The 14685-nt window shown below is 62.8% G+C and carries 15 protein-coding genes and 1 riboswitch; of the genes, 8 read left to right on the top strand and 7 right to left on the bottom strand.

Annotated features, from left to right (window positions below; translation table 11 throughout):
• Positions 1 to 14: 14 nt before the first annotated feature.
• Together KHO23_RS08130 and KHO23_RS35385 are read right to left on the bottom strand one after the other, a co-directional pair.
• Positions 15 to 2336, bottom strand: coding sequence for a PAS domain S-box protein (locus KHO23_RS08130; protein WP_211610498.1), 2322 nt, complete (start codon positions 2334 to 2336; stop codon positions 15 to 17).
• A 4-nt stretch (positions 2337 to 2340) separates the two neighbouring features.
• Positions 2341 to 2463, bottom strand: a complete 123-nt coding sequence (locus KHO23_RS35385; RefSeq protein WP_268963879.1) for a hypothetical protein — start codon at positions 2461 to 2463, stop codon at positions 2341 to 2343.
• Between the two features lie 554 nt (positions 2464 to 3017).
• Here KHO23_RS35385 and KHO23_RS08125 point away from each other — a divergent pair.
• Together KHO23_RS08125 and KHO23_RS08120 are read left to right on the top strand one after the other, a co-directional pair.
• Positions 3018 to 3476 (top strand): response regulator, encoded by a 459-nt coding sequence (locus KHO23_RS08125; protein WP_211610497.1) that lies wholly within the window; start codon positions 3018 to 3020, stop codon positions 3474 to 3476.
• Positions 3477 to 4097: 621 nt separating this feature from the next.
• A complete protein-coding gene (locus KHO23_RS08120; RefSeq protein ID WP_236066746.1) occupies positions 4098 to 6266 on the top strand; it encodes a hybrid sensor histidine kinase/response regulator in 2169 nt (722 codons plus the stop codon).
• A 64-nt stretch (positions 6267 to 6330) separates the two neighbouring features.
• Here KHO23_RS08120 and KHO23_RS08115 read toward each other — a convergent pair whose 3' ends face one another.
• Both KHO23_RS08115 and KHO23_RS08110 read right to left on the bottom strand, forming a co-directional pair.
• On the bottom strand, positions 6331 to 7350 hold the full coding sequence (locus KHO23_RS08115) for a class I fructose-bisphosphate aldolase (RefSeq protein WP_211610496.1): 1020 nt from the start codon (positions 7348 to 7350) through the stop codon (positions 6331 to 6333).
• A 43-nt stretch (positions 7351 to 7393) separates the two neighbouring features.
• Positions 7394 to 7714, bottom strand: a complete 321-nt coding sequence (locus KHO23_RS08110) for a thioredoxin family protein (RefSeq protein WP_211610495.1) — start codon at positions 7712 to 7714, stop codon at positions 7394 to 7396.
• A 272-nt stretch (positions 7715 to 7986) separates the two neighbouring features.
• On the opposite strand from KHO23_RS08110, the gene KHO23_RS08105 reads away from it, so the two are divergent.
• The 4 genes from KHO23_RS08105 to KHO23_RS08090 all read left to right on the top strand — a co-directional run bounded on the left by KHO23_RS08105 (position 7987) and on the right by KHO23_RS08090 (position 11823).
• On the top strand, positions 7987 to 8367 hold the full coding sequence (locus KHO23_RS08105; protein ID WP_211610494.1) for a DUF2628 domain-containing protein: 381 nt from the start codon (positions 7987 to 7989) through the stop codon (positions 8365 to 8367).
• A gap of 155 nt (positions 8368 to 8522) precedes the next feature.
• Complete coding sequence (locus tag KHO23_RS08100; RefSeq protein ID WP_211610493.1) at positions 8523 to 9845, top strand: sugar efflux transporter; 1323 nt, start codon at positions 8523 to 8525, stop codon at positions 9843 to 9845.
• Positions 9846 to 10065: 220 nt separating this feature from the next.
• Positions 10066 to 11103, top strand: coding sequence for a phosphogluconate dehydrogenase (NAD(+)-dependent, decarboxylating) (gnd, locus tag KHO23_RS08095; RefSeq protein ID WP_211610492.1), 1038 nt, complete (start codon positions 10066 to 10068; stop codon positions 11101 to 11103).
• Between the two features lie 15 nt (positions 11104 to 11118).
• Positions 11119 to 11823, top strand: coding sequence for an HAD family hydrolase (locus KHO23_RS08090; protein ID WP_211610491.1), 705 nt, complete (start codon positions 11119 to 11121; stop codon positions 11821 to 11823).
• A gap of 37 nt (positions 11824 to 11860) precedes the next feature.
• Here KHO23_RS08090 and KHO23_RS35380 read toward each other — a convergent pair whose 3' ends face one another.
• Complete coding sequence (locus tag KHO23_RS35380) at positions 11861 to 11986, bottom strand: hypothetical protein (protein WP_268963878.1); 126 nt, start codon at positions 11984 to 11986, stop codon at positions 11861 to 11863.
• A 313-nt stretch (positions 11987 to 12299) separates the two neighbouring features.
• On the opposite strand from KHO23_RS35380, the gene KHO23_RS35375 reads away from it, so the two are divergent.
• Both KHO23_RS35375 and KHO23_RS08085 read left to right on the top strand, forming a co-directional pair.
• Positions 12300 to 12422 carry a hypothetical protein gene (locus KHO23_RS35375; RefSeq protein ID WP_268963877.1) on the top strand — a complete coding sequence of 41 codons (123 nt, stop codon included), beginning with the start codon at positions 12300 to 12302 and terminating at the stop codon, positions 12420 to 12422.
• Positions 12423 to 12454: 32 nt separating this feature from the next.
• A complete protein-coding gene (locus KHO23_RS08085) occupies positions 12455 to 12661 on the top strand; it encodes a hypothetical protein (protein ID WP_211610820.1) in 207 nt (68 codons plus the stop codon).
• Positions 12662 to 12787: 126 nt separating this feature from the next.
• Here KHO23_RS08085 and KHO23_RS08080 read toward each other — a convergent pair whose 3' ends face one another.
• Entirely contained in the window at positions 12788 to 13057 is a 270-nt protein-coding gene (locus KHO23_RS08080) for a BON domain-containing protein (RefSeq protein WP_211610490.1), read from the bottom strand.
• Between the two features lie 59 nt (positions 13058 to 13116).
• On the bottom strand, positions 13117 to 14328 hold the full coding sequence (locus tag KHO23_RS08075; protein WP_211610489.1) for a D-amino acid dehydrogenase: 1212 nt from the start codon (positions 14326 to 14328) through the stop codon (positions 13117 to 13119).
• A 174-nt stretch (positions 14329 to 14502) separates the two neighbouring features.
• Positions 14503 to 14596: riboswitch (glycine riboswitch) on the bottom strand.
• Positions 14597 to 14685: the final 89 nt, after the last annotated feature.

Raw genomic sequence — 14685 nt, 5'->3', positions numbered from 1 at the left:
CGGACGTGCGCGTCCTAGCGGCTCAGAACCCGCTGCAATTCCCGCGGATCGACCGGCTTGGTGAAGTGATGGTCGAAGCCGGCCTCTTCGGCGCTCTGCTTGTCCTGCTGTTGGCCCCAACCGGTGACGGCGATCAGCAGAATGCCGGTGTCCTGACGATCGCGACGAATGTGCCGCGCCACTTCATACCCGTTCAGGAGTGGCAAGCCGATATCGAGAATCACCGCCTGCGGCGCGAATTCGCCGATCAGCCGGAGCCCGGCGACGCCGTCGCCGGCCGTGCGCACCTCGTGACCTTCGAGCTCGAGCACCATGGCGAGGCTTTCGGCGGCATCCGCGTTGTCGTCGACGATCACCACGCGTAAGCGCGCTGAGCACGGCACTTCGGATAGCGAACTATTTGCCGGCTCTGGAGCCGCCTTTGATAGCGGCAGACGAATCACGAACTCGCTGCCGCTGCCTGGACCGCCGCTGAACGCGGCCACGGTGCCGCCGTGAAGTTCGGCGAGCCCGCGCACCAACGCAAGGCCGATGCCGAGACCGCCTTGCGAGCGCTCCAGCGCCGGGGCGAGTTGCGAGAACATTTCGAACACACTGTCCAGATGCTCGCGCGGAATGCCGATACCTGAATCGCGCACGACGATCACGGCCTCATCGCCTTCACGCGACGCGGCAAGCGAGATGCTGCCGCCGGGCGGCGTGTACTTGGCGGCGTTGTTCAGCAGGTTCAGGATCATTTGCGACAGGCGCGTGGGGTCGGCGTCGAGGTAGAGCGCCTCGCGCGGCAACGTCACGCTCAGATGATGCGCCGACGCCTGGACGGTGGGCCGCGCTGCTTCCATGGCGGCCTGCATCGCACGTGCGAGTTCGAGCCGCTGCTTGCGCAATTCGAGCTTGCCCTGCGTGATGCGCGACACTTCAAGCAGGTCGTCGACCAGATGAGTCATGTGTTGCAATTGGCGGTCGAACACGTCGCGGGACCAGCTCAGTTGCGGGTCGGCGAAGTCTTTCAGACGCAGGATTTCAAGCACATTGCGCATCGGCGCGAGCGGATTGCGCAACTCGTGCGCGAGCGTGGCGAGAAATTCGTCTTTGCGGCGGTCGGCCTTCGAGAGTTCCAGATTCAACCGCTGCAATTGCTGTTCGGCACGCCTGCGCCCGGTGATGTCGCGGCTCACGCTGACCGCGCCGTAGATGTCGCCGCGCGCATTCGCCAACGGCTTGACCACCGTTTCACAGACGCCGTGTGTGCCGTCGCGCCGCACGAACGTCAGTTCGCTGCGCCACGTACCTTCGGCGGCGAGTGCGGCGAGCGCTTCCCGGCGAATGCGCAATGCGTCTTTGGGCGGCGTGAACATCGCAATCGGCTTGCCGAGAATGTCGCGCATCCGATAGCCCAGCATGCGCTCGCCGCCGGCGTTGAAATCGGTGATGTTGCCTCGTAGATCCGTGATGACGATGGCGTCGCTCAGGTGTTCGAAAATGGCCGCCTGGCGCAGCAGAACGGTCTGCGCGTCCTTGCGTTCGGTGATGTCGATGCCGAGGCCGTAGATTGTCAGCGGCTCGCCGTTGCGGTCGTAGGTGGCGCGGCCGCGCCCCTCCATCCAGCACCAGTCGCCGCTTGCATGCATGAAGCGGAATTCGGCGACGTAGTCGTCACCGCTTGCCACTGCATGGTCGACGGCTTCGGCGAGCGCGATCAGGTCGCCGGGATGAATCAGTTCGAAAAAGCCATCGGGCATTTTCGCGAAACGTCCCTCGGCGTAGCCCGCGAGTGCTTCGAGTTCGCGACTCCACCAGAATTTGCCTGACTTCGGTTCATGCGACCACGCACCCATGCGTGCCCCGCGCATGGCGAGGCTCAGCACGTCACGGCTCTCCTGCAATTCTTTTTGCGCGAGTTGATGCGCGGCGACCGAGGCTTCGGCGTTGCGGCGCGCGAGCAGCAGTTCCTGTTCGTATTTGTGACGATCCGGGACGATCAGCACCGCCACTTCGTGGTAGCTGCTTTCCCCGTGTTGGCGGCTCACTGCGTTGAGCAGCATCGGCACCAGGTGGCCGTCCCGATGCATCATGTTCAGTTTGACCTCGGCCACCGAACCCTGCATATGCAGCAGCGGCGACCAGTGCGTCTGATAGAACGTCTTGCCGCCGGCGGTCAGCAGATCCTGAATGCGCTTCACGTCGGCGAGCTCCGCCGCGCTAAAGCCGAGCCAGCCACAGAAGGTGGCGTTGACGCGCAGGATCCAGCCGTCAGGAGTCGTTACAAGCAGGCCGCACGCGGCGTGCTCGAACAGGGCATCGGAGGACGGCAATGGACGGTGCGTACTCTGCATCGTCTTACAGGCAGAGCGGTTCGAAGTTGCGCCCCACGTTCTGATCGCGGCCGAAGCCATGCGCCAGCACCATGCTCCACTTGCCGCTATCGAAAATCTTTACGTTATTGCGCTTGCTGCAGCTCATCGTCGAGTCCTGTTACTTGCCGGGATCGGCGGCGAAAACGCCAGGCCCGGCATCGATGGGGCATGTTACCGCAGTCTCGCCACAAGGCCGGGTTTGCACGGAGTCATCGGGACGCCGTGTGTTCCGCTCGCACGCCCGGTTCGCTTCGACGGCCCTGGGTGTTTTCCCGAACTCGCTACGACTATATCCGTTCGTATACAGCGGTCGATGATGCGCGAGGTGGACATGAAGTTATGCGCAATGCACGCAGCAAGGGCGGCATGCACGACGGAAGTGCGTTTCATCGATATTTCAACGCAATATCCCGTGTTTGCGCACGATGTATCGGGAGGCGTCAAGACAGCATAAATCAGGAAGCGGCAGTCCGCCCGCTGCGCTATGGTGTTGAGGTAGCGCGTGTGTAGCGGTGGATCGGGCGCGGCGTGGCGAAAACCGAAGCGTATGCCTCGCGCGCGATGGGGTGAAACAGACGCTCGCCGCGCGGTGGAGCGAATCTTGCACGCAGGGTCCTCGGTGCCCAATAACGGCACCATGAAGCAGCCAGGGAGAAGAGGGTGACGTTCGACAACAGAATGGACGAGAACGATGACGTCGTGGTCTGGCGGCCTATCCCGTATGCGATGGCATCGAACCGCCGCGTGCTCGTGGTCGACGATTACCGGGAAGCCGCAGAAGCTCTGCAGATGCTGCTGAATGCCGATGGTTTCGAGTGCCGTGCGCTGATCGATCCGCTCGCCGTTTGCGGGATGGCCTGTGAGTGGCAGCCGTTCGCCGTCGTGCTCGACATCAAGATGCCTGTCCTGGATGGTCTCGAGCTGGCTCGCCGTCTGCGCGCCAACCCATCGACTTCGGACATGCTGCTGGTGGCCTGTACGGCTTTTGCTTCGCGCGAAGACCGGGCGCGTGCCAGGGCCGCGGGTTTCGACGCGCATTGTGCCAAACCCCTGACGCCCGAACGCCTTTTACGCTTGCTCGAGTCGGCCGCCGCGCTGCATGCAATCGGGCCGCCGTGAATCATGCGCGATGCGTTAATTCTGCTGCGATGCCCTCGCTGGACATTCCTATAGCCGGATGGCCGGTTCAGCGGACGCGCTCCTGTCCCACGTCATTCCCGTCCCTATTCATCTTGTTCATCTCCACGGCGCACACGTCACGCAACACGTCACACGTAGTGCTTGTACGCCGTATTCAAGCATATTCAAGCGTTTCTCCGCGATTGCCCAAAGGGCGTGTTGCGCTTTGCGCAACGCGTATTCGATCGACTGGAAGAACCACTTACCTCTGACGAAAGCGAACGCCCCCGGCAATCTGGCGAAGTTAGGGCCTGGCGCGAGCACCAGCGGCCAGGTATGGCGTTTGCGCGATTCCGGATAGCTTTGCGTTCACGAGCCTTCACGAGCCGCAGCGCGCCTTCGCCGCGCTGCAACACGCAGCGGGCGGCAAATCGGTGGACGCCCCATCGCCGGCAATCCGTGTGCCAGGCTAGAACCCGGCACGTGAGTCGCTTTCATTGCCCGGCACGCTATGGAGAACGGCGGAAGTGCGGTAAATTCCGGTAGATTCGGGGAAAGGAAATAGCGCACGAACAACGTGGGCGCGTTGCTCACTGCCGGCCCAACCTGTACTCATCCTTCATGGAGATTGTGACCGTGCAACGTGCGGAGCGTGTCGCAGTCGATTTCCCTATGCCGTCGCGTAATTTCGCGGCGACGCGGCGCATGCTTCTGATCGTGCTCGCCGTTTCGATTGTGTTTCCTCTGGCCTGCCTCGCGGGCTATGGGTATTTCGATTATCAGCGCCGGATTGCCGATTCGAACGACATGATCGACCGGCTCGCGCGCGTGACCGAGGAACAGGCCGTCAAGGTGCTGGACCTCAACCAGCAGATGGCCTCGCGCATCGTCGACCTGCTCGGCAATGACGACGATGCGCGGATTCGCGCGCAGGAAGCCGGATTGCACGACCGTTTGCGGCAAATCGGCGGCGACTTTGCGCAGGTCGCGTCGATTTACGTGCTTGGCGCGAACGGCGATTTGCTGCTGTCGAGCCGGGCTTTCCCGGCGCCGGTCATGTCGACGAGTCGGCGCGATGACTTCACGGCCGCCAAGGCAATGCGGCCGCAGCCCTATTTTTCCGAACCCATGTTCGGGCCGCTGTCGCAGACCAATGTGTTCAACACCGCAACCGGCCGCTCTGGCGAGAATGGGCAATTTCTCGGTGTGGTGGCCGTGGCGATGCGCACCGAGTACTTTTCGCGTTTCTACCGTGAGCTGACTAATGGCGATACGTCGCTCTCGTTGGGGCTGTACCGCCAGGACGGAAGTTTGCTGGTGCGCTATCCGGCGTGGCCGGCCGGCGCGAAGCCCAGCCAGCAGAGCGCGTTTACCGCGGCAATGCGTGACAAGCAGCTATTCGGTCACATCCGTCTGACTTCAACGGTTGACGGCGTCGAACGATTGCTGGCGTTTCGGCGGGTCGGCGACTATCCGCTCTACGTCTTGAGCGCGTATGCGACTGACGCGATCGACGCCGCCTGGCGCCGGCATTTCATGGCGATCGCGGCGGTCACGGCCGTGCCTTGCCTGGCGATCTGGCTGCTGGTGTTTTTCTCGCTGCGTCAGCTCGCCCGCGAGCGTCGCGCGTGGGAACGCTGGCAAGGCGAAGTGGCCATGCGTCTTTCCGCGGAGGCGTCGAGCCGGCAATTGCAGCGCATGGGTGCGCTCGGCAATCTCGTCGCCAATGTCGCGCACGACTTCAACAATCTGCTGATGGTGGTCGCGGCCAACACCGAACTTTCGCGCCTGAAGCGCTATAACAACCTGGAAAAAGAGGTGCAAGCCATTGAACGCGCCACCGCCACGGCGGAATCGCTCACGCGCCAGCTCCTCAGCGTGGCGAAGAAACGGCCGCTCAAGCAGGAACCGGTCAACCTCGCCACCTGGCTGCCGAGCGCCGCACCGCTGATCGACGCTGCGCTCGGCGACAACATCGAAATGGCCTTGAACATGGTCGAGAACGTCTGGCAGGTACTGGCCGATGCGACCGACCTCGAATTCGCGATCATGAATCTGGCGGTCAATGCGCGCGATGCGATGCCGCGCGGCGGCCGCTTCGTGATTCGTTGCCAGAACAACCGCCTGGTGGGCAGCGATACCTTGCTGCCCGATGGCGAATACGTGCTCATCGCCTGCTCCGACGACGGCGAAGGCATGCCCGAAGCCGTCTCCCGCCGCGCGTTCGAGCCGCTGTTCACCACCAAGCTGCGCGGCTCGGGCACCGGCCTCGGCCTCGCCCAGGTCCTCGCCATGTGCGAACAGGCAGGTGGCACGGCCAAAATCGATAGCGTGCCGGGCCGCGGCACGACGGTCAGACTTTATTTGCCGCGCCATCGCGATCGGCAGAAGGCGATGGTGCCGGAGGTCGAAACAACGCAACAGCCGGTGCTGGTGCCGAAGGGCGTCGTGCTGTTAGTGGAAGACAACGAAGACGTGGCGGCGGGCGTTGCCGCCGTGCTCGAAACCTTCGGCTGCGAAGTGCGGCACGAACCGACCGCCGACCAGGCGCTCGACGTGCTGAGCGGCGGCGCGAAGTTCGAACTCGTGCTGTCCGACATTCAGATGCCGGGCCGGCTCAACGGTATCGACCTCGCGGAGAAGATACGCAGCGCGTGGCCCGCGCAAAAGATCGCACTGATGACGGGCTACGCCGACGAGCTCGAACGGGCGCGCAGGCTCGGCGTGGCGATACTTGCCAAACCCTTCAATATCGACGAACTGCACGCCCTGGTGGTGTGCGAACCGTAAGGCGCGCACCTTCGGATGCTTACCGGCAAGCGGCGGCACGCGTGGGTTGTGCTGACCGTAGGGGCTAGCCCTTTTCGTGCGCCGCGTCGTACTTGCCGAGCGCAGCCGCGCTGTTCAAACGGGCGCGCTTGAGCAACGCCGCCTGGGCTTCCTTGACGTTACTCGCCTGACCCCTCCACGCTTGCAGCGGCGGTTCCTGCAACGCGCGCCCATACGAGAAGCTCAGATTCCAGGGCAGCGGCCCGAGGCGATTCATGGCGTCGAGATTGGCCGTTGCCTCTTCCGGCGTTTGCCCGCCGGACAGGAATACGATCCCTGGCACCGCCGTCGGCACCGTGCGTTTGAGTATCCGCACGGTATGCGCCGCGATATCCGCGGTAGACGATTGCTGCGCATGTTCAGCGCCCGCCAGCACCATGCTCGGTTTCAGCAGGATATGTTCGAGCACCACGCGATGCCGGTGCAGCGCGTTAAAGACCTCGTGAAGGACGGCCTCGGTCACTTCCGCGCAGCGTCCGATCGTGTGGTCGCCGTCCATGAGCACTTCCGGTTCGACGATCGGCACAATGCCCGCTTCCTGCGAGATCGCCGCGTAACGCGCGAGGGCGTCGGCATTCGCTTCAATGGCGAGGCGGCTCGGCAAGCTCGCTGTGATGTTGTAGACCGCGCGCCATTTCGCGAAGCGCGCGCCTTGCCGCTTGTAGTCGACGAAACGCTTGGCGAGGCCGTCGAGACCTTCGGTGATTTCGTCACCGGGAGCGAGCGCGAGCGGAATCTTGCCGAGGTCCACTTTGATGCCGGGTACGATGCCATTTTTGCCGGCGAGTTGCGGGAAAGGCGTGCCGTCGTCCGCTTTCTGCCCGAGCGTTTCTTCGTAAAGGATCACGCCGCTCACGAATGCGCCGAGCCCTGGCGTGGTGAGCAGCAGGTTGCGGTAGGCGCGGCGGTTTTCCTCGCTGGATTCGAGACCGATCGTCTTGAAGCGTTTGGCGATGGTCGGGCCGCTTTCGTCGGCGGCGAGAAGACCTTTGCCGGGTTGGACCATCGCGTTGACGGTGGCTTGCAGCTCGCTACGGGTGTCCATGAGGTGTACTCCCTTTAAGCCGGTTTGCAGATGAAGTCTTGGTTCAGAGCGACGCAAAAGCCTCGGCGATGTCCGTTGCGCTTGACGGGCGCACGATACGTGCGACTTCGGCGCCGTCGCGCAAGAAAATCAACGTGGGCCAGAGTTTGACCTTGAAAGAGCGGCCGAGCGGGCGGCCGGGGCCGTCTTCGACTTTGAAATGCCTGACGCCGGCATGGGGTTCGAAGGCTTTCGCAATCAAGGCTTGCGCGCCCTGACAGAAACCGCACCAGTTCGTGCCGAATTCTATGACCGTGGTGCCGGGCAGGGCGTTGACTTCGGCTCGCGAGGGCGCTTGCGGGGAATAGGGTGTTTGGGTTGCCATGGATGCGGTGCTCCGATTGATTGCGTAAAGAGTAGCAGCTATGGCCGGGATCGTCAGTGACGCGGGCGAGGACGTTTTTGCGTGCACTGTGGGCTTTCATTGGCCTTATGGAATCAAAGCGTCGGTCCGAAATGCCAGGGTAACGCGGCTATCTCGCGCATTGCTCAACAGTGCTTCGCCGCGCGAATTTCACAGAAACTCATGTTCTTGTCAGCGTGACATGTTAAACGTCATGCTTCGCTCTAGAGGCATCATCGCGCTCAGGAAAGGAAATGGCAGAAAAGATCTACCTCCGGCACCCCGGCAAGGACGAAACCGTCGCGGTCGCCACTGGCTTCAGTTGGGGCGCGTTGCTGTTGGGCTTCATCTGGGCCATGTCGAAGAAAATGTGGTTCGCCACTTTCGTCATGCTGGCGGTCAATACGCTGCTGTTCTTCTCTGGCTTGTGGGGTGAAACGATCGGCACGATCGGACTGGTGCTGTCCGTACTGTTCGGTGTTGCGTGTGGCGCCTATGGCAATCAATGGCACCGCTGGACGCTCGAAAAACGCGGATACGTTGTCGTGCAGCCGGCGGGCGAGGGCAGTCTGGCGGGCGTGGATAGTGCTAAACCTCAAGCCGCGCGTGTCCGTCCTCCTGAGCAAACTCCCTGATTGTTCACAACGGCGCGCAACACAAAATTGGGATGCAGGGGGCGCAGGTTTACGCGCTCGCAAGCCAGGTCGATAATGCCCCGGTTGTTCCGGCCACGAAGTCGGCGGCGCGCATCGCGCGTCGCGGACCCGCTTTCCCTGACCCACCGCCATCCGTGTTGAAAACCGCCCGCTTTTTCGACCTGCTGCACATCCCTGGCTTCAAGCCGCTGGCCGCCGCCACCCTCATGCTCGGTGTGGCGATGTCGTTCACCGCTCCCTATCTGTCACTGTTCGGCGTCGAGCGTGCCGGCATGACGCCGCTCAAGCTTGGCATCTTCATGACACTGATCGCCGCCAGCGGGGTGCTCGCCAGCACCTTCGCCGGGCGGTGGAGCGATGCGAGCGGACGACATCGGCCTTTGCTGCTGGCGGCACTGGTGGCCGCCGCACTGGGCTATCTATGTTTATGCGTGGTGCGTGACTACCGGCTATTGCTGGCGGTGGGCATTGTCTTTATCGGCGCGGGCGGCTCGGCCATCTCGATGGTGTTCTCGTTCAGCCGCGCGGCGCTGCCCGTGCCGGACCAGGCGGAGCGAGCGTTCGCGAGCGCCACCTTGCGGACCATCCTCTCGGCGGCGTGGGTGTTCGGTCCGTCGGTGGGCGCGCTGGTGCTCGCCGGTGCCGGTTTCTATGGGCTCTTCCTGTTCGCGGCGGCGAGCTTCGGGGCCTGCGCGGCCATTGTCTGGCGCATGCGGGAGCCGCAAGGCCATCTGGGCGATCACACGGTGGAAGACACGGCATCGGAACCGTCCGCCGCGATCACCGTGCCGCCGCTGATCGCGCCCGGCGACGAGGCGCACGAGGACCTGCCGGGCGTCGCCTCGGCGAACGACATCCGCCGTGCCGTGGCGGCGCTCACCTTGCTCGGTCTCGCCGCGAACGCCACCATGATCGTGCTGCCGCTTTACATCGTGCATGGCCTGAGCGGCACGCATCTGGACGTATCGGTCATGCTCGGCCTTGGCGCCTTGACGGAAATTCCGATGATGCTCGCGCTCGGCGCGAAGTCGTCGAGCCTGCATAAGCCCAACTGGCTGGCCGCCTGCGCGGCGGTTCATGCCGCGTATTTCGTCGCGATGTCGCTGGCGGGGAGCGTTCAGGTGCTGATCCCGATGCAGATACTCAATGCGTTCGTGGTCGCCGTGACCTCGTGCCTCGGCATGACCTATGTGCAGGATCTGATGCCGCACGCGCCGGGCCGCGCGACCGCGCTGTTCTTCAATGCGGCGCGGGTCGGCTCGATTCTCTCCGGCGTGTTGTCGGGTCTGCTGGTGCAGGCGTTCAGCTATCGCGGCACGTTCCTGTTCTGCGGTTTGCTGGCGCTTTGCGCGCTGGTGCTGTTCGCCGTGCCGGGTTACCGCTATCCGCAGATGTGGCACGCGGCGCGGCGTTTTGCGCGCACGCAATACAGGAAGGGGCAAGCGCAACGGCGCTAGGGGTTCGCCGTTCTTGCAAAGAAGCGTATCGTCGTTCATTGCAGGCGGGGATGCCCGATTCACTGCACGGACGATCCGGGGCTGCTACCGTGTGTCAGCCGGATCACGTCAAACGCACCTAAAGTCAGGAGAGCCGCCTGCCACGGATGAAGCGTGCGGCAGGGCCCCAGTACGGCGAACCGGCTCGAAGAGCGCAACGAGACACTTTCCGGAGCGAGAGATGCAGCTAGGCATGATTGGATTGGGACGTATGGGCGCGGACATGGTGCGCCGCCTGACGAAGGGCGCTCAGCAATGCATCGCTTACGACGTGCAACCGGCCGCAGTGGAAAGGCTGAAGCAGGAGGGCATCGCGGGCGCTGCCTCGCTGGAGGACCTCGTCGCGCAACTGCAAAAACCGCGCGCGGTGTGGCTGATGGTGCCCGCCGCGGTGGTCGACAAGACGCTCGAGAACCTCGTGCCCTTGCTCGAACCCGGCGACATCGTGATCGACGGCGGCAACTCGTATTACCACGACGACATTCGCCGCGGCGCTGATCTGGCAAAGCGCCAGCTTCACTATGTGGATGTTGGCACGAGCGGCGGTGTCGCGGGCCGCGAGCGTGGCTACTGTCTGATGATCGGCGGTGAGACCGAGGTCGTGAAACGGCTCGAACCGATTTTCTCGACGCTCGCGCCCGGGGCGGGCTCGGCGCCCGCCACGCCGGGCCGCACAGCCGGCACCAGTACGGCCGATCAGGGCTTCCTGCATTGCGGTCCGCAGGGGGCGGGGCACTTTGTGAAGATGGTTCACAACGGCATCGAATACGGAATGATGGCCGCGTATGCCGAAGGCCTGAACATTCTGCGCCACGCCGACGCCGGCAAACACGCGCGTGAGGCCGATGCCGAAACGTCGCCGCTACGCCGCCCGGAGCTTTACCAATACCAGTTGAATCTCGCCGAGGTCACCGAGGTCTGGCGGCGCGGCAGCGTAATTGGTTCGTGGCTGCTGGACCTGATAGCAGGATCGCTTGTCAGCGACGCCGATCTGCAAAGCTACGCAGGACGCGTATCGGATTCGGGCGAAGGGCGCTGGACAGTCGCGGCGGCGATCGACGAAGGCGTGCCGACGCCGGTGCTGAGCGCAGCGCTCTTCGCGCGTTTCAGTTCGCGCGGCGACGCGGATTTTGCGAATCGGGTGTTGTCGGCGATGCGGCACGACTTTGGCGGTCACGTCGAGAAAGCGGCCACGCCGACGAACGGACAAACGGGCTAATTCAAGGGAGCCGCGATGCAAGCTGCTGACGCTACGCCTCACGACGTCGTGTTTCTGTTCGATTGCGATAACACGCTGCTGGACAACGATCACGTGCTGGCGGATTTACGTGCACACATGATCCGCGAGTTCGGCGAGCAGAACAGCGCACGGTACTGGGAAATTTTTGAAGACTTGCGCGCCGAGCTGGGCTACGCCGATTACCTTGGGGCGTTGCAGCGCTATCGGTGGGAACACCCGCGGGACACGCGCCTGTTGTTGATGTCGTCGTTTCTGATCGATTACCCGTTTGCGAACCGGCTGTATCCGGGGGCACTGGATGCGATCAAACACGTATCGAAGCAAGGCCCCGCGGTGATTCTGTCCGACGGCGACGTGGTGTTCCAACCGCGCAAGATCGCCCGCTCGGGCTTATGGGACGAGGTCGAGGGACGGGTTTTGATCTACATCCATAAGGAGCAGATGCTCGATCAGGTGATGGAGTGCTATCCCGCCCGGCAGTACGTGATGGTGGATGACAAGTTACGGATTCTGACGGCCATGAAGAAGGCCTGGGGAGAGAGGCTGACCACGGTTTTTCCTCGCCAGGGGCACTACGCGTTCGATCCCAGGGAGATTTCCAGCAATCCGCCCGCGGATGTGACGATCGAGCGGATTGGGGAGCTGGCCGATATCGACGTCAATATGCTTCTGAGCGGCGGGACGGCAGGAGGCGCTTAAGGGCCCCAAACGGGCCCCAACGGCCCCCAACGGCGCGCTAGCCAAGCCCCAGCAGTTTGACCAGCAGGCCGAACACGCCCACCAGAACGGCGACGCCGGCACACAACAGCACGAGCGAAACAACAAGAATCAGAGGCGCTTTGAGGCGGCTGGGTGTCGACATGATGGCCGTTCGGATGATGGGCGAGCAGGACAGGAGCGCCACATGCGGTCCGCCGTCGCGCATTTAGCATGAAAAGCTTAATCGCATTCACTTAATGCTGGCTTAAAGTCTAACGCAAGATCGGCGGCCGCTGGCGCGCCAAAGGCCCAATGCTCCAACAGCGTACAGACACGGCGGTCAATTGAGCGCATGATCCTTGCTTAGGGTGCGTCGCAACCCGGTCTGTTCAAAATTAGCCGCGCGCACAATCGGATGCCCGTCGTCACGTCGCAGGCGATCAAGCGCTGTGCGGCGGGCGGGCCAAGGAAAAATCATGACATCCGCAATCTGGGGCATCGTGGCCGGCCTGGCGCTGATGGTCGGTGCTTCGATGTACTTGCGTCAGCTTCGTCTCCTAAACCGCCCGGACCATCGCTGGACCGGCAAGAAACGTTGATCCGTTCCACATCCTCGAAAAAGGGAGGCACCATGTCGCAAATACCTTCTCCGCGGCGTTCGTCGTCGCCGTTGCGTCAGGCCGATTCGCCAGCCGCCGTGCGCGACCGGCGCGCCGAACTGGGTCGCGCCGATGAGGCGCGTGCCGAACAACGCGAGCGCGACGATGCGCGCAACGACCCCAGCGCCAGTAAATGGCGGTACCAGCCACCACAACGCAATGAGAAAGAGCCGGCGTAGCGCGTTCAGGTGAACGCCAACGAAGCTACTGTTGTGGAAGATGAAGCCGGCTCATACCTGCGAGGCGAGGCAGATCGCGAGGCATTGTCGAGCGATGCGGGTGCAGGCCGGTTCCAGTTCATGCCATTACGCTTTGATCGTGGTGTGGTCGAAGACGCCTGCTACGCCAAACAGGCGGGTGACGTCTTCGAGTGCCGCGGTTCTTTGCTGGTCACGGTGAAGTTCGCCGAGCAGCGTGATGCGACCGTGGGAGACTTTTACCTGGATGGCATTTTGAGGGACCGCTGCGTCCCACGCTAACCGCGTTTTGGCTTCAGCGGCGATCTGGCCGTCGGTCAGGCGCGTGTTGCCAGTGGCATGGCCTGCTCTGTGCTCAGCCGGGCGCGATTTAGGCATGTGGGCTCCATCGAGGTGCCGGTGTCCTTGCGGACACCGGGGCCTGCGGCAAAAAAAGCTTACTGAATCGCCCCCGCCAAGACCTGGGCCGTCGCTGCCGACAACGTCCAGCCCAGATGTCCATGCCCGGTGTTATAAAAAACACCGCGCCGTTTTCCGCGCCCGACCTTCGGCAACATACTCGGCAGCATAGGCCGCAACCCCGCCCACGGAATCACCTTCGAAGTCGTTACCTCAGGAAAATACCGTCGAGTCCAATCGACCAAAGGCGCAATCCGGTCCGACCGGATATCCCGATTGAATCCATTGATCTCCGCCGTCCCGGCAACCCGAAACCGATCCACGCCGAGCCGGCTGGTCACAATTTTCGCGCTATCGTCGAGCAGACTTACCCACGGCGCGCGCTGCTGGCTCACTTCATCATCAAGACAAACGGTGATCGAATACCCCTTAACCGGGTACACGTTCACATGATCGCCAAGCATCGCCGCGAAGTCGCGACTCTTCACACCGGCACACACCACGATCCGGTCAAAAGCAAACTGCTGCGGCTCACCAGCCAGATTCACGCTCAGCGAGAATCGCCCCTCGGCCGGCTGCTCGATCGCGGTAATCTCCGCGTCGTAATGAAACTCCACGCCATGCCGCACGCACGCATCGGCGAGCCCGCGTGTGAACTTGTGAATATCGCCAGTCGAGTCCGACGGTGTAAAGAACCCGCCGAAAAAATCACCCTGCAGCGTGGGCTCGATTGCGTGCAACTCGCTCGACGTCACCGGATTGCGATCCAGGCCGCCTTCGCGCAGTATTTCATTCACTTTGCTGGCCGAATCGAATTCCTTGCGTGTCTTGTAGATGTGCAAGATGCCGCGCCGCTCCAGATCGAAGTCGATCCCCTCGCGCTCGGCGATCGAAAACAGATGCTCGCGCGCCGCAATCGCGAGCCGCACCGTTTCGACGGTGTTCGCGCGATAGCGCGGAATCTGCCGCAGAAATTCGCCCATCCACGAATACTTGTGCCACGTGGGCATCGGATTGAGCAGCAGCGGGGCGTCGCGCGTGAGCATCCAGCGCAGGCCTTTCAGCACGGTGGCGGCGCTGTTCCAGACTTCGGCATTGCTGGCGGACAACTGGCCGCCGTTGGCGAACGAGGTCTCCATCGCCGCATAGCGATGACGTTCGAACACGGTGACGTAGTGGCCGCGCTGCGCGAGGGCGTGAGCAGTCGTGACGCCGGTAATGCCGGCGCCGATAATGGCGATTCGTGACATGACATGATCCAGAGTAGTTGAGCATCACCGGTGTCGATTTCGTTTCGAAACCGGCGTCGATGCCCCATCTGTCCATGTACCTGAGAGTTTCTTCCCGTGAGCCTACGCGTGCGATGCAAGCGGTATGCGGGGAATCCCCTTCGGTGGGCGCGCATGGCGCCGCTCTCCAGATGTTCCAGCTGCGCGGTCCTTTTGCCTGAGAGTTTCCGGGGCGGTTGCTCCGTCGGCGTCGTCACAACCCTCTGACGATCTCTCCCGCGCTGCATTGCAGAACGGCTCGACGATACCGGGCAATAAACTTCCCTGCAAGTGTTTCCTGTGATGCAGCGCCGAATGCCCATTTTTTATGTCCGGACT

This window comes from Paraburkholderia haematera (genome assembly GCF_905220975.1).
Taxonomy (GTDB): domain Bacteria; phylum Pseudomonadota; class Gammaproteobacteria; order Burkholderiales; family Burkholderiaceae; genus Paraburkholderia; species Paraburkholderia haematera.
This window is presented reverse-complemented; position numbering and strand designations above follow the sequence as displayed.